Genomic DNA, 24,636 nt, shown 5'->3' with positions numbered 1-24,636 from the left:
TCACCTCACCGGTACGGCGCGTCGAGCGCGATCGACTTCGCAATCTCGCGCTCCCAGCGGTCGCCGTTGGCGAGCAGCTTGGCCTTGTCATAGTACAGTTCCTCGCGGGTCTCGGTCGCGAATTCGAAATTCGGTCCCTCGACGATGGCGTCCACCGGGCATGCCTCCTGGCACAGGCCGCAATAGATGCACTTCACCATGTCGATGTCGTAACGCACCGTGCGGCGGGTGCCGTCGTTGCGGCGCGGGCCGGCCTCGATCGTGATCGCCTGCGCCGGGCAGATCGCCTCGCACAGCTTGCAGGCGATGCAACGCTCCTCGCCGTTCGGATAGCGGCGCAGCGCGTGCTCGCCGCGGAAGCGCGGCGAGATCGGGCCCTTCTCGAAGGGATAATTCAGCGTCGGCTTCGGCTGGAAGAAATAACGCATCGCAAGGAAGAACGCCGAGACGAATTCCGACAGCAGAAGCGAGCGGGCTGTTGCGTTGACATTGACACTCATGACGGCCTCACTTCGGCGCGATGCCGGCGAACTGCAGCACGCCGGCCACGATCACCACCATCGCCAGCGACAGCGGCAGGAACACCTTCCAGCCGAGCCGCATCAGTTGATCGTAGCGGTAGCGCGGCACGATCGCCTTCGCCATCGCGAACATGAAGAACATGAAGAACACCTTCAGGGCGAACCAGACGATGCCCGGAATCCAGGTGAACGGCGGCAGGTTGACCGGCGGCAGCCAGCCGCCCAGGAACAGGATCGACGCCAGCGCGCACATCGTGGTGATCGCGACATACTCGCCGAGCATGAACAAAAGATACGGGGTCGAGCCGTATTCGGTCATGAAGCCGGCGACCAGTTCGGATTCGGCTTCCACCAGGTCGAACGGCGGACGGTTGGTTTCCGCGAGCGCCGAGACGTAGAACACGACGAACATCGGGAACAGCGGCCACACATACCAGTTCAGGATGGTGAGCTGCGGCAGGCCGATCAGGTGCGCAAGCCCGCGGGTATTCTGCGCCTCGACCACCGCCGACAGGTTCAGCGAGCCGACGCAGAGCAGCACGGTGATGATGACGAAGCCGATCGAGACCTCGTAGGACACCATCTGCGCCGCCGAGCGCAGCGCGGCCAGGAACGGGTACTTCGAGTTCGACGACCAGCCGGCCATGATGATGCCGTAGATCGACAGCGACGAGATCGCGAAGATGTAGAGAACGCCGACATTGATGTCGGAGATCACCCAGCCGAGATCGAACGGGATCACCGCCCAGGCGGCCAGCGCCAGCACGCACGACACCAGCGGCGCGAGCAGGAACACGCCCTTGTTGGAGCCGGACGGAATCACCGGCTCCTTCAGCACGAATTTCAGGAGGTCGGCGAAGGATTGCAGCAATCCGAACGGCCCGACCACGTTGGGGCCGCGGCGGATCTGCACCGCCGCCCAGATCTTGCGGTCGGCGAGCAGGATGTAGGCAATCGCGATCAGGAGCACGACCAGCAGCAACAGGCTCTCCGCGACCATGATGATCAGCGGCCAGAGGAAGCCGGTCCAGAACGAGCTTGCGAAGAATTCAGCCATCAGGTCACGCTCACTCCGCTGCCGTCAGCATTCGGCCCGACGCCAGCCGCGAGCATTCCGCCATCACGGCAGAGGCCCGCGCGATCGGGTTGGTCAGATAGAAGTCCTCGACGGTCGGCTTGAATGCCGCCTTGTCGACGCTGCCGCCCTTGCCTGCCAGCGCCTTGACGTCGTCGGGCTTGCCGGCCTCGATCTGGTCGAGCCGCATCAGATGCGGATGGGCCTTGAACATCGCTTGCCGCAGCGCCTGCAGCGAGTCGAACGGCAGCTTCTTGCCGAGCACGTCGGACAGCGCGCGGATGATCGCCCAGTCCTCGCGGGCCTCGCCCGGCGGGAACGCGGCGCGGTTGGCGATCTGCGCCCGGCCCTCGGTATTGACGTAGATGCCGGACTTCTCGGTATAGGCCGCGCCCGGCAGGATGACGTCGGCGCGATGCGCGCCCTGGTCGCCATGGGTGCCGATATAGACCACGAAGGTGCCGTCCGGCGCCTTGATCTCGTCGGCGCCGAGCAGGAACAGCACGTCGAGCGTGCCGAAGGTCGTCATCTGCGCCGAGGTCAGCCCGCCCGCCGCCGGCGAGAAGCCGATATCGAGCGCGCCGGCGCGGGAGGCGGTATCTTGCAGCACAGCAAAGCCGTTCCAGCCGTCCTTCAGCGCGCCGACGTCGACCGCGAGCTTGGCAGCCTGCGCCAGCACGGCTGCGCCGTCATGCCTGGTATAGGCGCCGGCGCCGACCAGGATGATCGGGTGCTGGGCCTTCTTCAAGACGTCGGCAAAGGAGTGCTTGCCCGCCACGAGATCGGCCAGCGTATCGGTGCCCGCGCCGAGATAGTCGTGATCATAGGTGAAATCGGCCTTGGCGCCGATCATGCCGACCTTGAGCCCGCCGGTGCGCCAGCGCTTGCGGATCCGCGCGTTCAGCACCGCGGCTTCCTTGCGCGGGTGCGAGCCGATGATCAGGATCGCGTCGGCCCGGTCGATGCCGGCAATGGTCGGATTGAAGATGTAGGAGCCGCGGCCGGCCTTCGCGTCGAACGCATCGCCGCCCTGCACGGCGAGATTGACCGAGCCGAACTTCGCGAGCAGTTCCTTCAGCGCATACATTTCGTCGACCGCGGCGAGATCGCCGGCGATCGCGCCGATCCGCTTGCCGTCGCTGCGGCCGGCCCTGGCGGCGATCGCGGCGAAGGCTTCCTGCCAGGTCGCCGGCCGGAGCTGGCCGTTCTCGCGCACATAGGGACGGTCGAGGCGCTGCGTGCGCAGGCCGTCGACGACGTGGCGGGTCTTGTCGGAGATCCACTCCTCGTTCACCGCCTCGTTGATGCGCGGCAGGATGCGCATCACCTCGCGGCCGCGGGTGTCGACGCGGATCGCAGATCCCACGCCGTCCATGACGTCGACCGACTGGGTCTTGCCGAGCTCCCAGGGCCGCGCCGCGAAGGCGTAAGGCTTCGAGGTCAGCGCGCCGACCGGGCAGATGTCGACGAGGTTGCCCTGCAGCTCCGAGCTCAGCGCCTGCTCCAGATAGGTGGTGATCTCCATGTCCTCGCCGCGACCCGTCGCGCCCATTTCCGGCGCGCCGCAGACTTCGGCGGAGAAGCGGACGCAGCGCGTGCACTGGATGCAGCGGTTCATCGAGGTCTTGACCAGCGCGCCGAGATACTTGTCCTCGACCGCGCGCTTGTTCTCGGCGAAACGGCTGGTGTCGACGCCGTAGCCCATCGCCTGGTCCTGCAGGTCGCACTCGCCGCCCTGGTCGCAGATCGGGCAGTCCAGCGGATGGTTGATCAGCAGGAACTCCATCACGCCTTCGCGTGCCTTCTTCACCATCGGCGAACGGGTCGAAATCTCCGGCGGCTCGCCTTTCGGGCCCGGCCGGCAGTCGCGCACGGCCCAGGCGCAGCTCGCCACCGGCTTCGGGCCGCCCTTCACCTCGACCAGGCACATCCGGCAATTGCCGGCGATCGACAGCCGCTCGTGATAGCAGAAGCGCGGAATCTCTGCGCCGGCCGCCTCGCACGCCTGCAGCAGCGTGTACTCCGGCGGCACATCGATCTCTTTGCCATCGACGATGATCTTGCTCATGTCTGTCTCAAGTCTTTCCGAGCTTGCAGTCGGGCGGTGCGACGCTCGCGGTTTTCAATGAGGTCTTCACCCATTGCTGGGTGTCGGCGCCGTAGGTCGCGAGATAGGCAGGCTGCGCCTGGTTCTTCTCGCAGAGGAACGGCAGATGCGGTTTCAGGTCGTAGTCACACGATGCCTGCCATTCGCGCTTGTCTGCGAATGCGGCAAAGGTCTCCTCGCAGGCATAGAGGAAGTACGAGACAAAACTTTCATACTGGGACCGCTCTTCGCGGCCGCCGGCCTTGATGGCCTCGTAATCGGGCTGAGCGAATTTCGGATTCTGGAATGCGAGATCGGTGTAGCCGAGAAACGCCGAACGCGCGCTGGAGGCGCGGTTCGAGGTGCGGATTTCGTTGATCTGCAGCAGGATTGCACCAAAGCCGAGCAGCGCCACGGTCGCCTGCGCCATCTGCGCAAGCGTTCCGTATTTCTGCCACCATGCGGCCTGTTGCGTCATCGCCAGCATTACTCCGCAGCAACCATGTGCATGGGATCGCGCACGCCCTGATCGTCGAGATCGGCCTTGTGCGAATACTGGTCGATGCGCTCTTCGATCTCGTGACGGAAATGCGCGATCAGGCCCTGGATCGGCCAGGCAGCGGCGTCGCCGAGCGCGCAGATGGTGTGGCCCTCGACCTGCTTGGTGACCTCGAGCAGCATGTCGATCTCGCGCTTGTGGGCGCGGCCCTCGGCCATGCGGGTCAGGACGCGCCACATCCAGCCGGTGCCCTCGCGGCACGGCGTGCACTGGCCGCAGCTCTCATGCTTATAGAAATAGGAGATGCGCGCGATCGCCCGGATCAGGTCGGTCGACTTGTCCATCACGATCACAGCCGCGGTGCCGAGGCCGGAGCGCAACTTGCTCAAGCTGTCGAAATCCATCGGCGTGTCGATGATCTGCTCGGCCGGCACCATGCGCACCGACGAGCCGCCGGGGATCACGGCCTTCAGATTGCCCCAGCCGCCGCGAATGCCGCCGCAATGCTTCTCGATCAGTTCGCGGAACGGAATCCCCATCGCCTCTTCGACGTTGCAGGGCCGCTCGACGTGGCCGGAGATGCAGAACAGCTTGGTGCCGACATTGTTCGGCCGGCCGATGCCGGCGAACCAGGCGGCGCCGCGGCGCAGGATGTCGGGTGCGACCGCGATCGACTCGACGTTGTTGACGGTGGTCGGGCAGCCATAGAGGCCGACATTGGCCGGGAACGGCGGCTTCAGCCGCGGCTGGCCCTTCTTGCCCTCGAGGCTCTCGAGCAGCGCGGTCTCCTCGCCGCAGATATAGGCGCCGGCGCCGTGCGCGACATAGATGTCGAACGGCCAGCCATTGATGTTGTCCTTGCCGACCAGCTTGGCCTCATAGGCCTGGTCGATCGCCGCCTGCAGCCGCTCGCGCTCGCGGATGAACTCGCCGCGGATATAGATGTAGCAGGCATGCGCGCCCATCGCGAAGCTCGCGAGCAGGCAGCCTTCGACCAAAAGGTGCGGATCGTGCCGCATGATCTCGCGGTCCTTGCAGGTGCCGGGCTCCGACTCGTCGGCGTTGACGACGAGGTAGCTCGGACGGCCGTCCTTGGATTCCTTCGGCATGAAGGACCACTTCATGCCGGTCGGGAAGCCGGCGCCGCCGCGGCCGCGCAGGCCCGACGCCTTCATCTCGTTGATGATCCAGTCGCGACCCTTGTCGATGATCCCCTTGGTGCCATCCCAGGCGCCTCTGCGGCGCGCGCCCTCGAGGCCCCAATCATGCAGGCCGTAGAGGTTCTTGAAGATGCGGTCCTTGTCGTCGAGCATGCTCAAAACTTTCCGAACATCACCGATTGGCTTGCGAATAAGCGAGCCCGGCGGCGCAGCCGCCGAACACGATGGCCCACAACAGGCTGGATTCCAGCGTGGCGCTCAGGCCGTAGCGTTGCAGCAGGAACATGAAGCCCGCCGCGACAACGGTATGCAGGGCAATCGTGCGCCAGGCCTTCATTGCAGCGCCCCTCCCTGCCTTGTTTTCCTGCCCGTTTGCCAGCACCTGAAAGCCCGCCATCAGGTGGTTTCCTTCAACGTCGTCGGCCCGCCGGCGGGGGCCGAGAACTGACGGTCGATCTGCGGGCCCGGCTTCGGCGGATTGCCGGCGGCAAAGCCGTCGAGCACCTTGCCGAAGCTTTCCTTGGTCAGGTCCTCATAGGTGTCCTTCCAGATCAGCACCATCGGCGCGTTCACGCAGGCCCCTAAGCACTCCACTTCTTCCCATGAGAAGTTGCCGTCCTTCGACAGCTGGAAGGGATCGTGATGGATGCGATGCTGGCAGACCTCGATCAGGTCGGCGGCGCCGCGCAGCCGGCACGGCGTGGTGCCGCACACTTGCACATGGGCCTTCTTTCCGACCGGCGAGAGCTGGAACATGGTGTAGAAGGTCGCGATCTCCAGCATGCGGATATGCGGCATCTCGAGCAGGTCGGCGACGGCGCGGATCGCCGCTTCCGAGACCCAGCCGTCGTGCTGCTCCTGCACGCGCCACAGGATCGCGATCGCGGCCGAAGCCTGCCGGCCCGGCGGATATTTCTCGATCTGCTTCTTGGCCCAAGCGAGATTCTCGTCCGTGAACGTGAAGCTCGCGGGCTGCAATTCCTTCGGGGCAAGGCGGCGGACGGACATCGATCAAACTCTCATTGCGCGCGGTGCGGATGCGGACATCGTCACCGGTCGACCTCGCCGAACACGATGTCCAGCGAGCCCAGGATGGCGGAAACGTCGGCCAGCAGATGGCCCCTGCAGATGTGATCCATCGCCTGCAGATGGGCGAAGCCCGGCGCGCGGATCTTGCACTTGTAGGGCTTGTTGGTGCCGTCGGCGACGAGGTAGACGCCGAACTCGCCCTTCGGCGCCTCGACCGCGGCATAGACTTCGCCGGCCGGCACGTGCACGCCTTCGGTGTACAGCTTGAAGTGATGGATCAGCGCTTCCATCGAGCGCTTCATCTCACCACGGCGCGGCGGCGCGATCTTGTTGTCCTCGACCACCACCGGGCCCTGCCCGTCGGGTGCCTTGAGCTTCTGGATGCACTGCTTCATGATACGCACCGACTGGCGCATCTCTTCCATGCGGATCAGATAGCGGTCGTAGCAGTCGCCGTTCTTGCCGATCGGAATGTCGAAATCCATCTCGGCGTAGCACTCATAGGGCTGCGACTTGCGCAGGTCCCAGGCGGCGCCCGAGCCGCGCACCATCACGCCTGAGAAGCCCCACTCCCAGGCTTCCTTCAGCGGCACCACGCCGATATCGACGTTGCGCTGCTTGAAGATGCGGTTGCCGGTGAGCAGCCGATCGAGGTCGTCGACCACCTTGAGGAACGGATCGCACCACGCCTCGATGTCGTCGATCAGCTTCGGCGGCAGGTCCTGATGCACGCCGCCGACGCGGAAGAACGCCGCGTGCATGCGCGAGCCCGAGGCGCGCTCATAGAACACCATCAGCTTCTCGCGCTCTTCGAAGCCCCACAGCGGCGGGGTCAGCGCGCCGACGTCCATCGCCTGCGTGGTGACGTTGAGCAGATGGGAGAGAATGCGGCCAATCTCGCAATAGAGCACGCGGATCAGCTGGCCGCGGCGCGGCACCGTGATGCCGAGCAGCTTTTCCGCCGCGAGGCAGAACGCGTGTTCCTGGTTCATCGGCGCGACGTAGTCGAGCCGGTCGAAATAGGGAATCGCCTGCAGATAGGTCTTGTGCTCGATCAGCTTCTCGGTGCCGCGGTGAAGCAGGCCGATATGCGGATCGACGCGTTCGACAACCTCGCCATCCAATTCGAGCACAAGACGAAGCACGCCGTGCGCCGCCGGATGCTGCGGCCCAAAATTGATGGTGAAGTTACGAAGGTTTTGCGGCTGCTCATTCATGGCTTCGGCTCCGCCTTGGCCTTTTCGTCGCCGGGCAGCGGATAGTCCGCGCCTTCCCAGGGCGAAAGGAAATCGAACTTGCGGAATTCCTGGTTGAGCCGGACCGGCTCGTACAGCACCCGCTTCTCCTGGTCGTCGTAGCGGACCTCGACGAAGCCGGTTAGCGGGAAATCCTTGCGCAGCGGATGGCCGTCGAAGCCGTAATCCGTCAGCAGGCGGCGCATGTCCGGATGACCGGTGAAGATCACGCCATAGAGGTCGTAGGCCTCGCGCTCGAACCAGTCGGCGCCGGGGAAGACGCCAATGATCGACGGCACCTGCGTGGTCTCGTCGGCCTGGCCGCGCAAACGGATGCGCGCGTTCAGCGTCGGCGACAGCAGATGGTAGACGACGTCGAAGCGCTTCTCGCGGCTCGGATAGTCGACTGCGGTCACGTCGGTGACGTTGACGAAACGGCAGCCGGGATCGTCACGCAGAAAACGGGCGACCTCCACGATTCTGCCAATCTCGACGTCGATAGTGAGCTGATTGAACGCGACCGAGTGCGCCGTGGCCGCGCCCGGAAGCGCGCTCACGATCGTCTGCCCAAGGGCGTCGAGCTTGCCGTCGTCCATACCTGAAACCTTAGCGTTCGATCGTGCCGATACGGCGGATCTTCTTCTGCAGCAGCAGCACACCGTAAAGCAGCGCTTCCGCCGTGGGCGGGCAGCCCGGCACGTAGATGTCGATCGGCACGATGCGATCGCAGCCACGCACCACCGAGTATGAGTAGTGATAGTAGCCGCCGCCATTGGCGCAGGAGCCCATCGAGATGACGTAGCGCGGCTCCGGCATCTGGTCGTAGACCTTGCGCAGCGCGGGCGCCATCTTGTTGGTCAGGGTGCCCGCAACGATCATCACGTCGGACTGCCGCGGCGAGGCGCGCGGCGCGAAGCCGAAGCGTTCGACGTCATAGCGCGGCATCGAGACCTGCATCATCTCGACCGCACAGCAGGCGAGACCGAAGGTCATCCACATCAGGGAGCCGGTGCGCGCCCAGGTGATGAGGTCATCGGCCGCGGCGACGAAGAAGCCCTTGTCGGACAGCTCGTGATTGACCTCGAGGAAAAACGGATCATTTGCGCCGACCGGCTTGCCGGTCGACGGATCGAGAATACCCTTCGGGGCCTGCGCGATCGCCGGCTGCGAGGATGCGGCGGTGGGGCTCAATCCCATTCGAGCGCGCCTTTCTTCCATTCATACGCAAACCCGACCGTCAGCACGGCCAGGAACACCATCATCGACCAGAACCCGGTGGCGCCGAGCTTTCCGAACGCCACGGCCCAGGGGAACAGGAACGCCACTTCAAGGTCGAAGATGATGAAGAGGATCGCCACCAGATAGAAGCGGACGTCGAACTTCATGCGGGCGTCGTCAAAAGCGTTGAATCCGCATTCATAGGCGGACAGCTTTTCCGGGTCCGGCGATTGGAACGCGACCAGGAACGGTGCGATCAGGAGCGCCAGACCGATCAGGCTCGCAACTCCGATAAAGACCACAAGTGGGAGATAATTCTGCAGGATGCCGGTCATCGGCGAGGCCTTCTTGCTGCGGTTTCGGACGTGCCGCAGATTCGTTGATTGGAATTGTTCTTGAGGCTTTAGCGCAGCGCAACAGGGGGCGCAAGACAAGCTATTTTGACGCTTTTACCGTCCTTCCCGCGGGCTCTTGGCCTCATCAGGCGGATGCGCTTGCCTCCATGGGTAACGCCGCGACGGCCATCCTGTGCCCTGCGCTCTCCCCATATCAGCCCAGCCCCCGTTCGGCAGCGAGCATCTCGGCCGCGGTCAAGGTAAGCCGATCGATGTGTCCGAGCAGCAGCTCGAGATCCCCCGGCGCAAGCTGTTCCAGCAGGCGCCGGTTTCGCTCCTGCGCGCCGGCCACGATGGCATCATGGGCGGCCAGGCCGGCCTTGGTAAGAGAGACCAAAGTCTCCCGGTTGTCGCGCGGATTGGCCGACTTCGCCACCAGCTTGCGCGCCACGAGCTCGGCGAGTGCCCGGCTGATCTGCCCCTTGTCCATGCCGACGGCCTCGGCGAGCCGCACCACACTCATCGGCGGCCGCCGGCCGAGCGAGGCAACCAGGCCGAACTCGACCGAGGACAGGCCGGTCAGGCGCTTGTAGCGCAGCATCGCGCCGCGCCTGAGCAGGTTCGCCAGCACCATCAGCCGCGACGACATCATCGCGGTGATCGGCGCCAGTTCGGAATCGACAACGGCCTCCGGCGGCAAGGCCCTCTCAGTCCTGAGCTTCTCGGTCATCACCAACCTCTGCCAACAAAGCCGCGCGCTGCCAAGCTCAACGAGATCGTTGACATTGTCATCGATCTATCGTTGACTTGGTCAACGATAGATCAGCCGCCGGCGCCAGACCAGCGGCGGGGAGGACAACATGACGATCACCCAGCGGGACCGCGATCTCGGCACGGCCTATGCGATGAAGCCGTCCAGCACCCGGACCGAGCTCACCTCGGTCGGCCGCGGCACGCCGATGGGCGAGCTGCTGCGCCGGTATTGGCACCCGGTCGGCCTCACCGGTGACGCCACCGATATCCCCAGAAAAGTCCGCGCGCTTGGCGAAGGCCTGATCCTGTTCCGCGACCGGCATGGCCGGGTCGGCCTGCTGCATGCGCGCTGCTGCCACCGCGGCACCACACTCTATTACGGCAAGGTCGAGGAAGACGGCATCCGCTGCTGCTATCACGGCTGGAAGTTCGACACCGAGGGCCGCTGCCTCGAACAACCCTGCGAGCCCGACGGCGGCCTGTTCAAGGACAAGGTGCGCCAGCCCTGGTATCCGGTGCAGGAACGCTACGGCCTGATCTTCGCCTACATGGGGCCGGCCGAGAAACGGCCGGTGCTGCCGCGCTACGAGTGCCTGGAGAACATGGACGACCGCGAGTTCGTCGAGGCCGATGATTCCTCGATCGGCGGCGGCGGCCCTGCCGTGATCCCCTGCAACTGGCTGCAGCATTTCGAAAACGTCGCCGACCCCTATCATGTGCCGGTGCTGCACGGCTCGTTCTCAGGGCCGCAGTTCACCAACATGATGGCCTCGATGCCCGAGGTGAAGTTCGAGATGTCGCCGCGCGGGGTCGCGGTGCGTTCGATCCGCAGGCAGGACGACGGCAAGGTGTTCTACCGCGTCACCGAGGCCGCCCTCCCGACACTCCGCGTCGTGCCCAATCCGCGCGTCGCGCAGTTCGCGCGCGTCGAATCGATCGGCTGGACCTTGCCGATCGACGACACCTCGTTTCGCATCTACGTCGCCGGCCGGGTCAAGAACGCCGGCGATATCGGGCGGATGCGCTCGAAGTTCAACGACAAGTTCTGGTGGGACATGACCGAGGCCGAGCACCAGCAATTCCCCGGCGACTACGAGGCCCAGGTCGGCCAGGGAGCGGTGACGATCCATTCCGAAGAGCATTTTGGCCAGAGCGACCGCGGGATCCTGATGATCCGCCGGATGCTCTCTGACCAGCTCGAGGCCATGGCCAGCGGCCGCGACCCGATCGGGGTGTCGTTCGACGCCGACACGAGGCCGGTCGAATTCGAGGCAGGGAATTACATCCGCGAGGCGTAAGGCCCGCGCACAAGCAACAACAACAAAGAAGATCCGGGGGAGGAAGTCATGGTCGATGTCGCACCGCAAGCGGCCGCGCCAATACAAGCTGCGGCCGCGCCCTCGGCGCGCCGCTACTACGTCCTCGCCTTGCTCACGATCATCTACGCCCTCAACTTCCTCGACCGCACCATCTTCAACGTGCTGATCGAACCGATCAAGAAGGAGTTCACGCTCAGCGACACCACGATGGGCCTGCTCGCCGGGTTCGGCTTCGTGCTGTTCTATTCGCTGCTCGGCATTCCGATCGCGCGGATGGCCGATCGCCTTAGCCGCCGCAACATCGTCGCGGTCGCCTTCGCGTTCTGGAGCGCGATGACCTATCTCTGCGGCCTCGCCTCCAGCGTCACGACGCTGGCGCTGGCGCGGGTCGGCGTCGGAATCGGGGAGTCAGCGGGAACGCCGGCCTCGCAATCGATGATCGCCGATCTGTTCGACAAGAACGAACGACCGCGCGCGCTTGGCATCTACGCGATCGGCACCTATCTCGGCGTCTTCCTCGGCTATTTCATCGGCGGCTATGTCAACCAGCACTACGGCTGGCGGATGGCCTTCTTCGCCGCCGGCCTGCCCGGCATCGCGCTCGCCGCGGTCTTGTGGCTGACGATCGCCGAACCGAAGCGCGGCGCGATGGCCGAGACCTTCAAGGCCGAGCCGATCGGGCCGACGCTGCGTTTCCTGGTATCGCAGCCGAGCTTCGTCATCGTGCTGGTCGGCTTTTGTCTGACGACCTACACCAACTACGCCACCGCGGTGTGGATCCCGCCGTTCCTGGCGCGCATCCATCACCTCACCAGCGCCGAGATCGGCACCTATGCCGGCACCTTCAAGGGTCTCGCCGGCATGGCGGGTACGCTGATCGGCGGCCTCGTGGTGGCGCAGATCGGCCGCCGCGACGACCGCTGGAAGCTGTGGGCACCTGCGATCATGTCCGGTCTCGCCGGCCCGGTGTTCGCGCTGTGCATGCTGACGCAAAGCTTCACGCTGATGGTCGCGACGCTGGCGCTGACCTCGTTCCTGGTCGGCTTTCATCTCGGCCCGATCTTCGCGATCGCCCAGACCGTGGCAAAATCCAGCATGCGCGCGCTGGCCTCGGCGATCGTACTGCTGACCGCGACCTGCTTCGGCCAGGGCGTCGGCCCCCTCGCCGTCGGCATGATCAACGACGCGCTGAAAGGCACCTACGACGTCGATGCGGTTCGCTACTCGCTGCTGTCGGCCGCGCTCACGACGACGGCTGGCGCGCTGCTGTTCGTCTGGGCGGCACGCTGGATCCGCGCCGACATCGCGCGCGCGAGCTAGCACCCGTCTCAGCTGAGCCTGCGCGCGATGTCAGGCGGCGCTCACGTCAACTTCCCGGTATACTTCTCCAGCGCCGCCCAGGCGTCCGCGCCATAGGTCTTCTGCCACTGCGTGTAGAAGCCGGCCTTCACCAACGCGGCCCTGAACTGCACGGGATCAGGCTTGTTGAACGTCATGCCCTTCTCGGTCAGCTCGGCCTGCAGCGAGCGGTCCATCTCAACCAGATCGGCGCGCTCCTTCACCGCCGCGGCGTCGAACGCGGCATTGATGAGCTCGAGCAGATCGAGCGGCAGGCCCGCCATCGCGCGGCGGTTGCCGAGGATCCAGTAGCCGCTCCAGCAATGGTTCGAGAGCGCGCAGAATTTCTGCACCTCGTAGAGCTTTCCGGTGGAGACCTGCGCCAGCGGATTCTCCTGCCCTTCGACGATGTGGGTCTGCAGCGCCGAATAGAGCTCGCTGTAGGAGATGCTCGACGGCAATGCGCCGAGCCCTGAGAACAGCGACGTCAGCAATGCCGTCACCGGCACGCGGATCTTGAAGCCCTTGAGATCGTCGACGCTGTTGAGCTGCCGGCTCGACGACGAGGTGATCTGGCGGAAGCCGTTGTCCCAGACCTTCTTCAGCGGCACGACGCCGGTCTTCGTGATCGCCTCGCGCACGAAGTCGCCGACGCCGCCGTCCATCGCCGCCCAGACCTGGTCGTAGGACTGGAAGGCGAAGCCGATGCTGGGCAGCCCCGACAGCGGCACCAGCGTCGACAGCGTCATGCTGGGCGCCGCCAACAGCTCGATCCCGCCGGCCCGGACCTGCGACAGCATCTCCGGATCGCCGCCGAGCTGGCTGTTGGCGAACACCGTGATGTTGACCCGGCCGGACGACTGCGCGCCGACCGCCTTGGCGGCCTCAGTCAGGCGCATTGTTAGCGGGTGGGTTTCCGGAGTGTTGACGCCGAGCTTGAGATCGAACTCGGCGGCTGCAAGGACCGGCTTACCAAACATCGTGGCGGCAACTGCAGCAGAACCGGTTCCCAGTACCCGGCGGCGGGTCATTCTCATTGTTTTCATTATTGTTTTTCTCCCAAGCGCATGTCCGCGCTCAAGGCCAGTTTTAGCCGGCCGGCAATGTGACGCAAGGCACGGTGAAACCAATCCGCCCGTGGCACGAAACCATTTCCCGGAACTCACGAAACGATCCGGAAACAGATGGGGCTTACCAGTACCTGCCATAGACGGCGCACAGACGCCCGGAGGCGACCATGAACCACTCGATCCATTCAGCTGACCGCGCGACCCATCTCAAGATTGTGGTGGTTGCCCTTGTTGCGGGGATCGGGATTGCGGCGCTCGGCATTTCGGCCCGGAACAACGCGGATTTCACCCAGACCGCCCAGTCCACGCAGGTCGTCAAGGCCGGCAAACCGGTGGCGATCACCTCCTCGGGCACCTCGACGGTTCGCTAAGACACGTTCAGGCTTCGGCAGACAAAACGGCCGCCCTCGGGCGGCCTTTTTTGTTGGTCCTGATCGTCGCAAGCTCGGACCAGGATGGTGTGGCCTTTGCGAGCAAGTTCGGCTACGGCGATTGCCGGACCACCGAGACCGGGGCGCGCGCGATCGACGTGTGCAAGGTCGCAACCCGGCTGAGCGCCGCGAATGACTGAGCCTCGCCTCGCCGGCGACAACATTGCGAACCCACAGGATGCTTCCCGTACCGACGGGACGCGCCCTTTGCTCGGCCTCCCGGCATCGCTGCCGCTGGTGCTCGACCTCGACGGCACGCTGATCGCGGGCGACCTGCTCTATCTGAGCTTCTTCTCGATCCTGCGCCGCAATCCGCTGATCGCCCTGTCATGCGCCGCTTGGCTGACGCGCGGCCGCGCGGCACTGAAGCGCCGGCTCGCACAGCGCCAGCACATCGACTGGAGCCGGATCGAACTGCACGAGGACGTCGTCGCATTGGCCGAGCGCGAGAACGCGGCCGGCCGCCCCATCGTGCTGGCAACCGCGGCCGACGGGCTGCTCGCACAGAAGCTGGCGTCGCGTCTGCCCTGGATCGACCAGGTGCTCGCCTCCGACGGCGAACATAATCTCAAGGGCGCCAACAAGGCCGACCTGTTGCGGAAGACATTTCCCGGGGGCTTCATCTACGCCGGCGACAGCGCCTCCGACCTCGCGGTCTGGGCCCACGCTGCCGGCATCATCACCGTCAATGCCCGCGATGCCGTGCGCGCCGCCGCGGCCGGGCTCGGCAGGCCGACGCTGCATCTGCAGGGCCGCGCGGCCGCGGCGAAATCTTAATCGCGTCCTAACGTGGTCGCTCGATTGCAATCCGCTCCGCGACCCCAGTCTTAAAAGTTGTTCGGTTAAGGTCGGCGTCAACAGATGCGCAGGCCACAATGAATTTGCAGCAGCAAGTAATTTCAACCGGCTTCAAGATCATCTGCACGGATTGCGGCAGCCTGGCGATCAAGGTCGCCGATCCGGCGCACGCATCCGGCGACACCATAATTGAATGCCGCCGCTGCAACGCGGTGCGCGGCACGGTGGCGGACCTGCACAACCTGGCGCGGCACGGCCGCGACCTGTTCGAATTCTAACCGCGGCCCCGTCGATGCTGTCAGACCCGAAGGCAACCGTGCAGAGCGACGTTCCCTTGGATACGGTCTGGTCGATCCTCGAGGCCGCCAACGAATTGGGCGATACCCACACGGTTGACGCCTGCCGCCGCGTGATCGACGCCAATTTGCGCGGCGACGCGCCGGGACAATCCGACCTCAACGCGGTCGCCGCATTCTTTGCCTGATCAAGGCAACGTGTTGCCGTTCTGCGAATTCAATAAGGCGTCGCGGTGACGAATCGCCGGGCGGAAACATAACAACACAGACCGAGATATTGCTTTACTTGCTTCGTCCAGGGCCGACCGGCTAGCTGCTCGGCAGCTTTCGAATTCGGACGGACTGATGACATTGACGCGCGATGACCTGGCTGTCGGGGTCACGATCCCCGGGTTCTTCGTCCTCAGCGTCGTCTCGATGATCGCCTGCGGGCACGCATTCCCGGCGATGCATGTCTGGCGATCCGGCATCACCGCGCAGGCCGTCCTCGGCACCGCCATCATGGTCGCGTTCGTCCCGGCGTTCGTCGCGGCACGGTTCAGCTTCGGTTATCTGGTGGGCTTCTCGCTGCTGTCAGCCGTGTTCGGCTTCGTGTGGCTCAGCTTCTTCAGCGCGTTCGACTATCCGCACGCCATCGCCCGCTGGGCCATGATCGCCGCGCTGGCCGCCGCGATGATCCCCCTGATGCTGCAGAATATCCCGGTTTGGCGGCCCGATTTGTCTGATGCGGCCATCAAGCGCATCGCGGTTCTGCTGCTGGCGTCGTGTTTCGCCGTGTTGGTCGGCGACATCTCCTACGGGGCCAATCTTGGCAATCCCTATGGCGCAGCCCGCACCGCCGTCGTGCGGCCGGCGCTAATGAACTATCTCACCGGGATCATGATCGGCGCGGTCCTGCCCTACCTGTTCGCGCATTTCGCAGCCCGCAGGCGATGGATTCCGGCAGCCGGCGTGCTGCTGCTTGCGCTTTGCTTCTATCCCGTCGTCAACAACAAGACCGTGCTGCTGCTGCCGATCTGGTTGCCGTTTCTGTTCTGGCTGTACGGCCGGTTCGACCCGCGGCTGGCCACGGTGCTCGCATTTCTGATCCCGATGGTCATCGGCCTTTTGGCTTTCGTCATCCTCGTCGCCGACAAGAACTACTTCGTGTTCAGCGCCATCAATCTGCGCTTCGTCGCGATCCCGTCGCTCGCGCTCGATCAATACGCCGACTTCTTCGCGCACCGCGAGCTCACCCGGTTCTGCCAGATCACCGTCGTGCGATACATGACCGCCTGCCCGTACGGCGAACTCGGCCCGACGCTCGGAGCGATCTATCAGGACGGCAATTTCAACGCGTCCTTCCTCGCCACCGAGGGCATCGCGTCGGTCGGTCTTGCGCTCGCCCCACTGTCGGCGCTTGTCTGCGGCCTGATCCTGTCGGTGGGATCGATGGTCTCAAAGCACCTGTCGCCGCGCTTCATTGCGGTTTCGTCCGGCATCGCAGTCCAGGCGATCATGAACGTGCCGCTCACGACAGGCCTGCTGTCGAACGGCATAGCGCTGCTGTTCCTGCTGTGGTGGCTGACGCCCGAACAGCGGATGGCATTATCCGTCAGGCCCGAGCAGGCCGCTCAACCGGTCGGCGCCGTCGGCCTCGCGGCGTCCTGAGCTGTCGCGACACTCGCCAGGTGCAGTGAACGGGGAGAGCAAGCAACTGGTAACGGCACCGGCTCAGAGGGCCCGATGGTTCCGGGTCAAACACGCTGCTAAGTCATTGAAATGAATGGCGCGAGAGACGGGACTCGAACCCGCGGCCTCCGCCGTGACAGGGCGGCGCTCTAACCAACTGAGCTACTCCCGCGGATGCCGATCATCGGATTGATCCGCGCAGGACCGAGGGCATAAAGGCCCGCATCCGGTTAGTCAAGGACGTTGCGGATCCCTGCACAGCGTCGGCATTTTCGCGGCGCGGGCGCGGGTTGTCGCCTGTTTTCAGGGGAAACGGCGTAGTCAGCGAAGCCCCGAATCAAATAAGGCCTGATACGTCTGGGTTTCCTGTGGCCGGCCCGGCGCTGCCCGTTCCCGGAACCGGCGGTTTTCAGGACTTGTCCGGACGCACTTTCCCGACGCGAACGGCGCGCCATTCGCGTGAAAGCAGCAATCCAGCCATTCAGCAACGAGGAGGGCCAGACATGGCGAAGAAAGCAGCGACACCGGCGACGATCACGCTGAAGCATTTGGCGGCGGCCATCGCCGAGGAGCAGGAGCTGTCCAAGAAGCAGGCCGAGGCGATCCTGACCGACATGGTCACAAGGATCACCAAGCACCTCAAGAAGGGCGAGCGCATCAGGATCGTCGGCCTCGGCATCCTGCAGGTCCGCAAGCGCGCCGCCCGCATGGGCCGCAACCCGGCGACCGGCGAACAGATCCACATCAAGGCAAGCAAGAAGGTCGCCTTCCGCGCCGCCAAGGAGCTGAAGGAAGCCGTCTAGCGCCTTCTCTCTCCGTTAAGGCAAAGCGCCATTCCGGCTCGTGACGCGGCCCCGGAGTGGCGCTTTTCTGTTATTGTCCTTCGAAGCTCGCCTTGACGCGGTTTGCTCGCGCGAACCAACTTCGCCAAAGCGCATTGTTCCTTTTCCCTGTTTTTGCGCGGTTTTCATGCTGGCACCGGCTCTCGACTTCAAGCACACCGTCACCGAGCGCTTCCTGCGCTATGTCGTGATCGATACCCAGTCCGACCCGGATTCACCGACCTGCCCCTCCACCGAGAAGCAGAAGAATCTCGGGCGCCTGCTGGTCGCCGAGTTGCAGGCGATGGGAATATCCGACGCACATCTTGATCCGCACGGATACGTCTATGCGACGATCCCGGCCAACACCGACAAGACGGTGCCGGTGATCTGCTTCTGCTCGCACATGGACACCTCCCCCGACTGCACCGGCAAGAACGTCAGGCCGCAGGTCGTGAAGAACTACCGCGGCGGCGACATCGTGCTTCCCGCCGATGCCTCGCAGGTGATCCGCCCCGCCGAGCACGAAGCGCTGGCCGACCAGATCGGCAACGACATCATCACCACCGATGGCACCACCCTGCTCGGCGCCGACAACAAGGCGGGCCTTGCCGAGATCATGGACGCCGCGCATTTCCTGGTCACCAATCCGCAGGTCAAGCACGGCACCATCAAGATCCTGTTCACGCCGGACGAGGAGATCGGCCGCGGCGTCGACAAGGTCGACATCAAGAAGCTGGGGGCCGATTTCGGCTACACCATGGATGGCGAGACCGCCGGCCATATCGAGGACGAGACCTTCTCGGCCGACGGCGCCAGCATCATCATCGAAGGCGTCGCGACCCATCCCGGGTTCGCCAAGGGCAAGATGGAGCACGCGATCAAGATCGCCGCCGCGATCGTCGATCGCCTGCCGAAGGACACCTGCTCGCCCGAGACTACCGAGGGCAAGGAAGGCTTCCTGCATCCGGTCGCGATCTCGGGCGCGCTGGAGAACGCGCGGATCGACTTCATCGTGCGCGATTTCACCGAGGCCGGCCTGAAGCAGAAGGAAGCGCTGCTGGAAGACATCGTGAACGATGTCATGAAGGCCTATCCGCGCTCGACCTACCGCATGGAGGTCAAGCAGCAGTACCGTAACATGAAGGATGTGATCGATCGCCACCCGCAGATCGTGGCTTATGCGATCGAGGCGATCGAGCGCGCCGGCCTCACGCCGGTGAAGACCTCGATCCGCGGCGGCACCGATGGCTCGCGGCTGTCCTTCATGGGACTGCCCTGCCCGAACATCTTCGCCGGCGAGCACGCGTTCCATTCGCGGCTCGAATGGGTCAGCCGGCAGGACATGGAGAAGGCCGTGCAGACCATCGTGCACCTGGCGATGATCTGGGAAGAGAAGGCCTGATCAGGCCCGCGCCGTCACGATCCAGATCGCGCCGGGCAGCAGCACCGCATCGCCCTTGACGAACGGCGCCAGCGCCTCGCGCATCGAGGCGATCGCAGCAGCGCGCACCTCATCGGGGTGCCCTTCCAGCGCGCGGCTGGCCGGCCCGATCTCGAGCGCGCCCTGGATAGCGGCATCGATGCCGCGCCCGGTCGCGACATCGAGCTCAACCCGGCACGGCTCCATGGCAATGCCGGAGAAGCCGGCTTCGCCCAGGATCCGCTTCACCCGCGCCTCGGAGGCGAACGCGAACGGGCCGGGATCCTCGGGCCCGAGCGGCGGCAGTTTCGGCACGTGCTTGTAGACCGCAGCAAGCGGCGTCATGAAGAACGGATTTTCGCGCGGCTCCTGCCAGCAGGCAAAGGCGAGACGGCCCGTCGGCTTCATCGCCTTGTGCAGATTGGCGAACGACACCACGGGATCGGCAAAGAACATCACGCCAAAGCGCGAGGCCAACAGATCGAAGCTCTCGCTGACAAACGGATAGACGGTCGCATCGGCCAGCGCGAACTCGACCGGCAAACCCTGCGGCGCGCTCTGCCGCGCCCGCGTCAACATCGGCTCCGAGACATCGACGCCGAGCACGTGGCCAGCCGGCGCGACCTTGACCCCCAGCGCGAAGCTCGAGGCGCCGCTGCCACAGCCGACATCAACGACGCGTTCGCCGGCTTTCGGCGCGGCGCGATCGATCAGGAGGTCGAGCACCGGTTGCAGCACGATGTCCTGCGCGGCCTGCCGGGTGGCCCAGCGCTGACCGCCCGGCCCGTTCCAGTATGCGATCTGATCGGCGTTTTGCGGGTGGCCTGCGTTCATGCGATCCAAACCTTCTCAGGAAGCTTCCGTCGTCTCATGTTTGGGGAGAACCGCTTCGCACTTTTCCGGATCATGCCCTAGCAGCTCTCGCGCGTCGCGGCGCGCAGCATCGGCATCACCTGATAGGTGAATCCGGCATTGGCCTTGGTGACGGGATCGTTGGCGACGATCTCCTGCGGATCGGCATCGTCGGAGAGTTGAAGCACGCCGAGGCCCCAGATCCCTGCCGGATCGGCGACCGGCCCGAACACCAGCGCCTTGCCGGCTTGCAGCAGTGCGCCGCAATAGGCGACGTGCGCCTGCATGATGGCGGCTTCCTGCGGCGTCATGTCCTGCGGAAAGGTCGGGCGCGGTCCGGTCAATTTGCAGACGTAGTATTTCATCGACCCGATCCGCGCTCGGAGATTATTTGGCGGCTGCGCTCGTGGGCTTGGCCGGCTTCGGCTTCGCGGCATTCGCCTTGGGCGCGCCCTGCCCGTCGCTGCGCGCAATGCCCCAGGGATCGGTCGGCTTCTGATCCGGCACACCGCTGAGCGCACGCTGATAGGCGCGCTGCTGGCGCGCCTCGTTGGCCGCATCGGCCGGCGACTTCTCGACCTCTTCGCGGTAGCGCTGAACGTGATCCGACTGTGCGAATGCGGGTCCGGCAATCATGGTGAGAAGAAAAATCGCGGCGAGTTTGCGCATGCATCGAGTTCCCGGTTAGGCGGAGAGAATAGCATCGCTGCAGCGTCGGCATCAAACCTGAGCGCGTGACTTTCGGCACCTTTCGCGCGATCGGCCATCGAACGACACTTGCCACGCCAGCGCGGAGCAAGCGCGGTCCCGGCCACCCCATCCACCCCACGGTCGGGACCGCGCCCTCTCCACGCGTTCACCGAGAGCCGTGCAATCGCCTTGCTCCGTAGGGCTCATCAACCAGAGGCCGCTTTGCAGCTCGTGAAACACCGCGCCACGGTCATCCTGCGCGAGCATGTGCAAGCGGAGGCCGAGCTGGTCGGACGAGCCGCGGTTCTCACCGATGGAACCGCGGGCACCGTCGAGGGCGTGTTTCTGGACGAATCTCATGGGTTGCGCATCTCGATCAAGGGCCACATCGGGAAGTGGCCGATCGCGACCATCAGAATGCTTCAGCCATAGGGCTGGATCCAGCGCCTTTACCTCAACGGGCAAGCGCCGATGCAATTTCCCAAGCATCGGGAGAAGCATGCCCGCTCGGCGGACGGCTGGGCCGCTCGATAGGCTGCGCCTGAGGGTCGCGAATGGTGGGCGGTGAGAGGATCGAACTCCCGACCAATGGTGTGTAAAACCAGTGCTCTACCGCTGAGCTAACCGCCCTTGCCAGCGCGCCTCTTTAGCCTCGCCAGCCCTCAGGGCGCAAGGTCGCAAACGCCTCAATCTGTCAGCTCCAATCCTTGGGGCGCGCTGGCAATTCCTCGAGATCATTGATCCATGGCGCGGCGGAGCGGCACCAGACCTGACGTCGCGGGGGCAACTGGCCGCGCTGGCGAATGCTGCCCCAGCGGATGCCCCAGTCGTCGGGCCCGCCGTCCTCGCCACTCGTGAACAGCGGCGAACCGCAGTCGCCGCAAAAATGCTGGAAGCGGATCCGGCCGTTGTCGCCCCGCTTGCTGTAGATCTTCGGCACACCTGCGGTCAGCCGGACCTGTTCGGCGGCACAGATCACCGTGACGCGATAGGGCGAACCGGTCAGCGCCTGGCAGTCCGTGCAATGGCAGATCGAGACCCGTTCGGGGTCGATCTCGGCCTGATAGGTGATAGCCCCGCAATGGCATTGCCCGTCGATACGCATGTGGCGCGCTCCAATTCCGTCAAAACAAAGCAGCCGCCGTGGGCGCGGTTCCATCGTCCACGGCTCCGGCCCTCGGCCCGCCGCCTCTTTTGGCGGAGCAACGCCGGTATCCCGTACCCGCCTTGTTTGGGATACCATACCGGGATACGAAACCCGCCAGACCGAGATTCTGTGCCCGCCAAGGGGCGGCCAAAGGACGGCGCCATGTCGCAGATGCTTCAGATCCATGACCAGCTCCGGGAGATGATCCTGTCCCTCGACCTGGGCCCCGGCGAGCGGCTGACCGAGCGTTGGCTGGAGAGCCGGTTCGAGGGATCGCGCACGCCGATCCGTGCCGCGCTGGTCCGGCTCGAAGGCGAAGAGCTGGTGCGTCGCGACGGCCGCAACTGGATCGTCGCACCGATCGACCTCGGTGAGCTGGAGGCGCTGGCCGAGTTCCGGATTCCCCTGGAGACGACGGCGGTGCGCCTTGCCTGCGCGCGGGCAAGCGCGGCCGATATCGCCGGCGTCGAAGAAATGCTAGACGCCTGCCAGTCCGGCGCACCGCGCGAGGAATGGCACCGGGTCGGCACCGATTTCCATGTCGAGATCGCGCGGCTCTCCGGCAATCCCTTCATCGTCAAGGCAATCGCCGGCGCCATGACCCGGCTGTCGCGGGCGCGCTGGCTGGAAGTGTGGACAGAACCGTCGCGCGAGCAGGCCTGGCGCGAGCACCGGCGCATCCTCGGCTTCATCAAGGCCAACGATCCGGAGGCCGCCGCGCGCGAGGCCGCCGACCACATCACCGATACCCGCGATCGCCTGCTGCGTTCGCTCAACGAGGATCGCCGCGGCCTGCGGGCGCGCGGCTTCGCCGTCATCGGGCTGCGCTGACATGAACATCGAAGTCGATCGCGAAGCCCTGCTCGACGCGGGCCCCTGGAAACGCAATTTGATCGTCTGCGTGTTCGGCTCCTTCACGACAATCGTGGGGATGACGCTGCTGCTGCCGTTCCTGCCGCTCTATGTCGAGCAGCTCGGCGTGACCGATCACGCCGCGATCGTGCAATGGTCGGGCGTCGCCTATGGCGCAGCTTTCTTCAGCGCGGCGCTGACGGCGCCGCTGTGGGGACGGCTCGCCGATCGCTACGGCCGCAAGCTGATGCTGATCCGCGCCAGCCTCGGCATGGCGATCGCCATGTCGCTGATCGGCATGGCGCACAATGTCTACGAGCTGGTTGGCCTGCGGCTGCTGACCGGCCTGCTCGGCGGCTACGCCTCGGGTTCGACCGTGCTGGTCGCGGCGCAGACGCCGAAAGCGCGGTCCGGCTGGGCGATCGGCGTGCTGTCGGCCGGCATCATGGCCGGCAGCCTGGTCGGTCCCTTGATCGGCGGCGTGCTGCCGGGGCTGATTGGCATCCGCGCGACCTTCTTCCTGATCGGCGGCGTCATCTTCTTCACCTTCCTCGGCACGACGTTCCTGATCCGCGAGGAAGCACGCCCGAAGACCGCGAAAGGCGGCAAGGCGCGCGGCGGCTGGTCGCTTGTCCCGGACAAGCGCCCTGTCGTCGCGATGTGGGGAACGGGCCTGCTGCTGATGGTCGCCAATATGTCGATCGAGCCGATCATCACGGTCTATGTCGCGCAACTGGTCAAGGCACCGCAGGTGACTTTCGTCGCCGGCCTCGTGATGTCGGCGGCGGCCTTCGGCAGCCTGTTGTCGTCCTCGCATCTCGGCAAGCTGGCCGATCGGGTCGGCCACTGGCGGATCATCACCATCTGCCTTGCGGTCTCAGCGCTGCTGTTGATCCCGCAGGCCTTCGTGGTCAGCGGCTGGCAGTTGATCCTGCTGCGCTTCCTGATGGGGCTCGCGCTCGGCGGCCTCCTGCCCTGCATCGCGAGCGTGATCCGGCACAACGTGCCTGATGCGGTCACCGGCAGCATGCTCGGCTATTCGATCTCGGCGCAATATACCGGCCAGGTGATCGGCCCGCTCGCCGGCGGCTTCATCGGCGGCCATATCGGCATGCCCGCGGTGTTCCTCGGCACCAGCGTGCTGATGGCACTCGGCGCGATCGGCAATTTCGTCGTCGAGAGGAAAGACTAGTTCCGGCGCCGGCGTACCCACGTCGGCAACTCGATCGTTCCGTACCGCAACGACGAAAAAGCCCGTCGGGGTGTCGGAACGCGCGCCATTCGTTCGTCCTTTTGCCTGTGAAGCCAGCAAATGGAGATACCCAATGGCCGACCTGACGCTGACCACCTTCGATTGGGTTCCGGAGATGCCGCGGGGATTTGTGCGCGACCTCCGGGTGCGCTGGGCATTGGAAGAGGCGCGCTTGCCGTATCGCGTTGCGAGCGTGCCATTTCGCGATCGGAGCGCCGAGCACTTCGCGCACCAGCCGTTCGGCCAGGTGCCGTGGCTGACCGACGGCGACATCTCGATCTTCGAGAGCGGCGCGATCCTGCTGCATCTCGGCGAGCGCAGCGACGCGCTGCTGCCGACCGATCCGCGCCAGCGCAACGAGGCTTTGAAATGGCTGTTCGCAGCGCTCAACTCGGTCGAGATGGCGAGCCTGCCCTGGTCGCTCTTGGTATTCTCGGGCGAGAGCGGCGGCACGTCGGCATGGACACGCTTCGACGGCTTCCTGCAATCCCGGCTCAGGCACATGGAGCCGGTGCTGACGGGCCGCAAATGGTTGGCCGGGCCGTTCTCCGTCGCCGACGTTCTCATGGCGGATGTGCTGCGCCTGGTCGACCGCTTCGACGGACTGGCGGAATATCCCGCGTGTCGCGCCTACGTCGCGCGCGCCACGGCCCGGCCGGCTTTCGCAAAAGCGCATGCCGATCAGATGGCGCACTTTGCCGCCGCGGACAGAGCCGCAGCCTTCCCGACCTGATCGCGAACAGCGAAAACAAAAACGGCGCCCGA

The 24,636-nt window shown here is 65.1% G+C and carries 31 protein-coding genes and 2 tRNA genes; 14 read left to right on the top strand and 19 right to left on the bottom strand.

Annotation, left to right across the window (positions count from 1 at the left end; all coding sequences use genetic code 11):
* Positions 1-5: 5 nt before the first annotated feature.
* From nuoI to AC1VNY_RS27285, 12 genes are all read right to left on the bottom strand, one after another.
* On the bottom strand, positions 6-500 hold the full coding sequence (nuoI, locus tag AC1VNY_RS27340; protein WP_018271854.1) for an NADH-quinone oxidoreductase subunit NuoI: 495 nt from the start codon (positions 498-500) through the stop codon (positions 6-8).
* A 7-nt stretch (positions 501-507) separates the two neighbouring features.
* Positions 508-1,578, bottom strand: a complete 1,071-nt coding sequence (gene nuoH / locus AC1VNY_RS27335) for an NADH-quinone oxidoreductase subunit NuoH (protein ID WP_028340126.1) — start codon at positions 1,576-1,578, stop codon at positions 508-510.
* Positions 1,579-1,588: 10 nt separating this feature from the next.
* Positions 1,589-3,664, bottom strand: a complete 2,076-nt coding sequence (gene nuoG / locus AC1VNY_RS27330; protein WP_482407523.1) for an NADH-quinone oxidoreductase subunit NuoG — start codon at positions 3,662-3,664, stop codon at positions 1,589-1,591.
* A gap of 7 nt (positions 3,665-3,671) precedes the next feature.
* A complete protein-coding gene (locus AC1VNY_RS27325) occupies positions 3,672-4,160 on the bottom strand; it encodes a hypothetical protein (RefSeq protein WP_157787992.1) in 489 nt (162 codons plus the stop codon).
* A gap of 8 nt (positions 4,161-4,168) precedes the next feature.
* Positions 4,169-5,494 (bottom strand): NADH-quinone oxidoreductase subunit NuoF, encoded by a 1,326-nt coding sequence (gene nuoF / locus AC1VNY_RS27320; RefSeq protein WP_212059977.1) that lies wholly within the window; start codon positions 5,492-5,494, stop codon positions 4,169-4,171.
* Positions 5,495-5,513: 19 nt separating this feature from the next.
* The gene (locus AC1VNY_RS27315; RefSeq protein ID WP_482407522.1) at positions 5,514-5,738 is read right to left on the bottom strand and encodes a hypothetical protein; all 225 of its coding nucleotides are present in this window, start codon (positions 5,736-5,738) and stop codon (positions 5,514-5,516) included.
* Positions 5,738-6,349, bottom strand: a complete 612-nt coding sequence (gene nuoE / locus AC1VNY_RS27310) for an NADH-quinone oxidoreductase subunit NuoE (protein ID WP_016847752.1) — start codon at positions 6,347-6,349, stop codon at positions 5,738-5,740. Before nuoE ends, AC1VNY_RS27315 begins: the two co-directional genes overlap by 1 nt.
* Positions 6,350-6,390: 41 nt before the next feature.
* Positions 6,391-7,587, bottom strand: coding sequence for an NADH-quinone oxidoreductase subunit D (locus AC1VNY_RS27305; RefSeq protein ID WP_016847751.1), 1,197 nt, complete (start codon positions 7,585-7,587; stop codon positions 6,391-6,393).
* Complete coding sequence (locus AC1VNY_RS27300) at positions 7,584-8,201, bottom strand: NADH-quinone oxidoreductase subunit C (RefSeq protein WP_482407521.1); 618 nt, start codon at positions 8,199-8,201, stop codon at positions 7,584-7,586. Before AC1VNY_RS27300 ends, AC1VNY_RS27305 begins: the two co-directional genes overlap by 4 nt.
* A 10-nt stretch (positions 8,202-8,211) precedes the next feature.
* Positions 8,212-8,802 carry a NuoB/complex I 20 kDa subunit family protein gene (locus AC1VNY_RS27295; RefSeq protein WP_050423879.1) on the bottom strand — a complete coding sequence of 197 codons (591 nt, stop codon included), beginning with the start codon at positions 8,800-8,802 and terminating at the stop codon, positions 8,212-8,214.
* Positions 8,793-9,158 carry an NADH-quinone oxidoreductase subunit A gene (locus tag AC1VNY_RS27290; RefSeq protein WP_018271860.1) on the bottom strand — a complete coding sequence of 122 codons (366 nt, stop codon included), beginning with the start codon at positions 9,156-9,158 and terminating at the stop codon, positions 8,793-8,795. Before AC1VNY_RS27290 ends, AC1VNY_RS27295 begins: the two co-directional genes overlap by 10 nt.
* A 214-nt stretch (positions 9,159-9,372) precedes the next feature.
* On the bottom strand, positions 9,373-9,888 hold the full coding sequence (locus AC1VNY_RS27285; protein ID WP_482407520.1) for a MarR family winged helix-turn-helix transcriptional regulator: 516 nt from the start codon (positions 9,886-9,888) through the stop codon (positions 9,373-9,375).
* A 130-nt stretch (positions 9,889-10,018) separates the two neighbouring features.
* Here AC1VNY_RS27285 and AC1VNY_RS27280 point away from each other — a divergent pair, with 130 nt between their 5' ends.
* Both AC1VNY_RS27280 and AC1VNY_RS27275 read left to right on the top strand, forming a co-directional pair.
* A complete protein-coding gene (locus tag AC1VNY_RS27280) occupies positions 10,019-11,209 on the top strand; it encodes a Rieske 2Fe-2S domain-containing protein (protein ID WP_482407519.1) in 1,191 nt (396 codons plus the stop codon).
* A gap of 48 nt (positions 11,210-11,257) precedes the next feature.
* Positions 11,258-12,550, top strand: coding sequence for a spinster family MFS transporter (locus AC1VNY_RS27275; RefSeq protein ID WP_482407518.1), 1,293 nt, complete (start codon positions 11,258-11,260; stop codon positions 12,548-12,550).
* Between the two features lie 41 nt (positions 12,551-12,591).
* On the opposite strand, the gene AC1VNY_RS27270 is transcribed toward AC1VNY_RS27275, so the two are convergent.
* Positions 12,592-13,605, bottom strand: a complete 1,014-nt coding sequence (locus AC1VNY_RS27270) for a TRAP transporter substrate-binding protein (protein WP_482407540.1) — start codon at positions 13,603-13,605, stop codon at positions 12,592-12,594.
* Positions 13,606-13,805: 200 nt separating this feature from the next.
* On the opposite strand from AC1VNY_RS27270, the gene AC1VNY_RS27265 reads away from it, so the two are divergent.
* From AC1VNY_RS27265 to AC1VNY_RS27240, 6 genes are all read left to right on the top strand, one after another.
* On the top strand, positions 13,806-14,009 hold the full coding sequence (locus AC1VNY_RS27265) for a hypothetical protein (RefSeq protein ID WP_482407517.1): 204 nt from the start codon (positions 13,806-13,808) through the stop codon (positions 14,007-14,009).
* 53 nt (positions 14,010-14,062) lie between these two features.
* Positions 14,063-14,209, top strand: a complete 147-nt coding sequence (locus tag AC1VNY_RS27260; protein WP_482407516.1) for a hypothetical protein — start codon at positions 14,063-14,065, stop codon at positions 14,207-14,209.
* Positions 14,202-14,846, top strand: a complete 645-nt coding sequence (locus AC1VNY_RS27255) for a haloacid dehalogenase-like hydrolase (protein ID WP_482407515.1) — start codon at positions 14,202-14,204, stop codon at positions 14,844-14,846. Before AC1VNY_RS27260 ends, AC1VNY_RS27255 begins: the two co-directional genes overlap by 8 nt.
* A 98-nt stretch (positions 14,847-14,944) precedes the next feature.
* On the top strand, positions 14,945-15,145 hold the full coding sequence (locus AC1VNY_RS27250; protein WP_209945024.1) for a hypothetical protein: 201 nt from the start codon (positions 14,945-14,947) through the stop codon (positions 15,143-15,145).
* A gap of 14 nt (positions 15,146-15,159) precedes the next feature.
* Positions 15,160-15,351 (top strand): hypothetical protein, encoded by a 192-nt coding sequence (locus AC1VNY_RS27245; protein ID WP_028340141.1) that lies wholly within the window; start codon positions 15,160-15,162, stop codon positions 15,349-15,351.
* 157 nt (positions 15,352-15,508) lie between these two features.
* Entirely contained in the window at positions 15,509-16,813 is a 1,305-nt protein-coding gene (locus AC1VNY_RS27240) for a hypothetical protein (protein ID WP_482407514.1), read from the top strand.
* Positions 16,814-16,929: 116 nt separating this feature from the next.
* On the opposite strand, the gene AC1VNY_RS27235 is transcribed toward AC1VNY_RS27240, so the two are convergent.
* Positions 16,930-17,006, bottom strand: a tRNA-Asp gene (locus AC1VNY_RS27235).
* A 307-nt stretch (positions 17,007-17,313) separates the two neighbouring features.
* Between AC1VNY_RS27235 and AC1VNY_RS27230 the strand changes: the two genes are divergently transcribed.
* Together AC1VNY_RS27230 and pepT are read left to right on the top strand one after the other, a co-directional pair.
* Positions 17,314-17,637, top strand: a complete 324-nt coding sequence (locus AC1VNY_RS27230; RefSeq protein WP_259171327.1) for an HU family DNA-binding protein — start codon at positions 17,314-17,316, stop codon at positions 17,635-17,637.
* 166 nt (positions 17,638-17,803) lie between these two features.
* Positions 17,804-19,060, top strand: a complete 1,257-nt coding sequence (gene pepT, locus AC1VNY_RS27225) for a peptidase T (protein ID WP_482407513.1) — start codon at positions 17,804-17,806, stop codon at positions 19,058-19,060.
* On the opposite strand, the gene AC1VNY_RS27220 is transcribed toward pepT, so the two are convergent.
* From AC1VNY_RS27220 to AC1VNY_RS27210, 3 genes are all read right to left on the bottom strand, one after another.
* The gene (locus AC1VNY_RS27220) at positions 19,061-19,912 is read right to left on the bottom strand and encodes a class I SAM-dependent methyltransferase (protein ID WP_482407512.1); all 852 of its coding nucleotides are present in this window, start codon (positions 19,910-19,912) and stop codon (positions 19,061-19,063) included.
* A gap of 77 nt (positions 19,913-19,989) precedes the next feature.
* The gene (locus AC1VNY_RS27215) at positions 19,990-20,295 is read right to left on the bottom strand and encodes a YciI family protein (protein ID WP_482407511.1); all 306 of its coding nucleotides are present in this window, start codon (positions 20,293-20,295) and stop codon (positions 19,990-19,992) included.
* A gap of 22 nt (positions 20,296-20,317) precedes the next feature.
* The gene (locus AC1VNY_RS27210; protein ID WP_038385060.1) at positions 20,318-20,599 is read right to left on the bottom strand and encodes a hypothetical protein; all 282 of its coding nucleotides are present in this window, start codon (positions 20,597-20,599) and stop codon (positions 20,318-20,320) included.
* 243 nt (positions 20,600-20,842) lie between these two features.
* Between AC1VNY_RS27210 and AC1VNY_RS27205 the strand changes: the two genes are divergently transcribed.
* The gene (locus tag AC1VNY_RS27205; protein WP_016847733.1) at positions 20,843-21,052 is read left to right on the top strand and encodes a hypothetical protein; all 210 of its coding nucleotides are present in this window, start codon (positions 20,843-20,845) and stop codon (positions 21,050-21,052) included.
* 123 nt (positions 21,053-21,175) lie between these two features.
* On the opposite strand, the gene AC1VNY_RS27200 is transcribed toward AC1VNY_RS27205, so the two are convergent.
* Together AC1VNY_RS27200 and AC1VNY_RS27195 are read right to left on the bottom strand one after the other, a co-directional pair.
* Positions 21,176-21,250 (bottom strand) — tRNA-Val (locus AC1VNY_RS27200).
* A 64-nt stretch (positions 21,251-21,314) separates the two neighbouring features.
* Entirely contained in the window at positions 21,315-21,725 is a 411-nt protein-coding gene (locus AC1VNY_RS27195; RefSeq protein ID WP_482407510.1) for a GFA family protein, read from the bottom strand.
* 204 nt (positions 21,726-21,929) lie between these two features.
* Here AC1VNY_RS27195 and AC1VNY_RS27190 point away from each other — a divergent pair, with 204 nt between their 5' ends.
* The 3 genes from AC1VNY_RS27190 to AC1VNY_RS27180 all read left to right on the top strand — a co-directional run bounded on the left by AC1VNY_RS27190 (position 21,930) and on the right by AC1VNY_RS27180 (position 24,604).
* Positions 21,930-22,598, top strand: coding sequence for a GntR family transcriptional regulator (locus tag AC1VNY_RS27190; protein WP_028340149.1), 669 nt, complete (start codon positions 21,930-21,932; stop codon positions 22,596-22,598).
* A 1-nt stretch (position 22,599) separates the two neighbouring features.
* A complete protein-coding gene (locus tag AC1VNY_RS27185) occupies positions 22,600-23,811 on the top strand; it encodes an MFS transporter (protein WP_482407509.1) in 1,212 nt (403 codons plus the stop codon).
* Positions 23,812-23,944: 133 nt separating this feature from the next.
* Entirely contained in the window at positions 23,945-24,604 is a 660-nt protein-coding gene (locus AC1VNY_RS27180; RefSeq protein ID WP_482407508.1) for a glutathione S-transferase family protein, read from the top strand.
* The last annotated feature ends 32 nt before the right edge of the window (positions 24,605-24,636 follow it).

It is taken from the genome of Bradyrhizobium ferriligni (assembly GCF_056837965.1).
Note: the sequence above shows the minus strand (reverse complement) of the source record. Positions and strands in the feature narration are given on the sequence as shown.

What these genes read in the sequence shown, in the direction of transcription:
- AC1VNY_RS27290 (WP_018271860.1), bottom strand. Translation starts at nt 9,158, where the DNA reads ATGACCGGCATCCTGCAGAATTATCTCCCACTTGTGGTCTTTATCGGA.
- AC1VNY_RS27305 (WP_016847751.1), bottom strand. Translation starts at nt 7,587, where the DNA reads ATGAATGAGCAGCCGCAAAACCTTCGTAACTTCACCATCAATTTTGGG.
- AC1VNY_RS27315 (WP_482407522.1), bottom strand. Translation starts at nt 5,738, where the DNA reads ATGGCGGGCTTTCAGGTGCTGGCAAACGGGCAGGAAAACAAGGCAGGG.
- nuoI (WP_018271854.1), bottom strand. Translation starts at nt 500, where the DNA reads ATGAGTGTCAATGTCAACGCAACAGCCCGCTCGCTTCTGCTGTCGGAA.
- AC1VNY_RS27245 (WP_028340141.1), top strand. Translation starts at nt 15,160, where the DNA reads ATGCTGTCAGACCCGAAGGCAACCGTGCAGAGCGACGTTCCCTTGGAT.
- AC1VNY_RS27255 (WP_482407515.1), top strand. Translation starts at nt 14,202, where the DNA reads ATGACTGAGCCTCGCCTCGCCGGCGACAACATTGCGAACCCACAGGAT.
- nuoH (WP_028340126.1), bottom strand. Translation starts at nt 1,578, where the DNA reads ATGGCTGAATTCTTCGCAAGCTCGTTCTGGACCGGCTTCCTCTGGCCG.
- AC1VNY_RS27210 (WP_038385060.1), bottom strand. Translation starts at nt 20,599, where the DNA reads ATGCGCAAACTCGCCGCGATTTTTCTTCTCACCATGATTGCCGGACCC.
- AC1VNY_RS27295 (WP_050423879.1), bottom strand. Translation starts at nt 8,802, where the DNA reads ATGGGATTGAGCCCCACCGCCGCATCCTCGCAGCCGGCGATCGCGCAG.
- AC1VNY_RS27270 (WP_482407540.1), bottom strand. Translation starts at nt 13,605, where the DNA reads ATGAGAATGACCCGCCGCCGGGTACTGGGAACCGGTTCTGCTGCAGTT.
- AC1VNY_RS27220 (WP_482407512.1), bottom strand. Translation starts at nt 19,912, where the DNA reads ATGAACGCAGGCCACCCGCAAAACGCCGATCAGATCGCATACTGGAAC.
- AC1VNY_RS27280 (WP_482407519.1), top strand. Translation starts at nt 10,019, where the DNA reads ATGACGATCACCCAGCGGGACCGCGATCTCGGCACGGCCTATGCGATG.
- pepT (WP_482407513.1), top strand. Translation starts at nt 17,804, where the DNA reads ATGCTGGCACCGGCTCTCGACTTCAAGCACACCGTCACCGAGCGCTTC.
- AC1VNY_RS27265 (WP_482407517.1), top strand. Translation starts at nt 13,806, where the DNA reads ATGAACCACTCGATCCATTCAGCTGACCGCGCGACCCATCTCAAGATT.
- AC1VNY_RS27325 (WP_157787992.1), bottom strand. Translation starts at nt 4,160, where the DNA reads ATGACGCAACAGGCCGCATGGTGGCAGAAATACGGAACGCTTGCGCAG.
- AC1VNY_RS27275 (WP_482407518.1), top strand. Translation starts at nt 11,258, where the DNA reads ATGGTCGATGTCGCACCGCAAGCGGCCGCGCCAATACAAGCTGCGGCC.
- AC1VNY_RS27195 (WP_482407510.1), bottom strand. Translation starts at nt 21,725, where the DNA reads ATGCGTATCGACGGGCAATGCCATTGCGGGGCTATCACCTATCAGGCC.
- AC1VNY_RS27300 (WP_482407521.1), bottom strand. Translation starts at nt 8,201, where the DNA reads ATGGACGACGGCAAGCTCGACGCCCTTGGGCAGACGATCGTGAGCGCG.
- nuoG (WP_482407523.1), bottom strand. Translation starts at nt 3,664, where the DNA reads ATGAGCAAGATCATCGTCGATGGCAAAGAGATCGATGTGCCGCCGGAG.
- AC1VNY_RS27240 (WP_482407514.1), top strand. Translation starts at nt 15,509, where the DNA reads ATGACATTGACGCGCGATGACCTGGCTGTCGGGGTCACGATCCCCGGG.
- AC1VNY_RS27215 (WP_482407511.1), bottom strand. Translation starts at nt 20,295, where the DNA reads ATGAAATACTACGTCTGCAAATTGACCGGACCGCGCCCGACCTTTCCG.
- nuoE (WP_016847752.1), bottom strand. Translation starts at nt 6,349, where the DNA reads ATGTCCGTCCGCCGCCTTGCCCCGAAGGAATTGCAGCCCGCGAGCTTC.
- AC1VNY_RS27185 (WP_482407509.1), top strand. Translation starts at nt 22,600, where the DNA reads ATGAACATCGAAGTCGATCGCGAAGCCCTGCTCGACGCGGGCCCCTGG.
- AC1VNY_RS27180 (WP_482407508.1), top strand. Translation starts at nt 23,945, where the DNA reads ATGGCCGACCTGACGCTGACCACCTTCGATTGGGTTCCGGAGATGCCG.
- AC1VNY_RS27250 (WP_209945024.1), top strand. Translation starts at nt 14,945, where the DNA reads ATGAATTTGCAGCAGCAAGTAATTTCAACCGGCTTCAAGATCATCTGC.
- nuoF (WP_212059977.1), bottom strand. Translation starts at nt 5,494, where the DNA reads ATGCTCGACGACAAGGACCGCATCTTCAAGAACCTCTACGGCCTGCAT.
- AC1VNY_RS27190 (WP_028340149.1), top strand. Translation starts at nt 21,930, where the DNA reads ATGTCGCAGATGCTTCAGATCCATGACCAGCTCCGGGAGATGATCCTG.
- AC1VNY_RS27285 (WP_482407520.1), bottom strand. Translation starts at nt 9,888, where the DNA reads ATGACCGAGAAGCTCAGGACTGAGAGGGCCTTGCCGCCGGAGGCCGTT.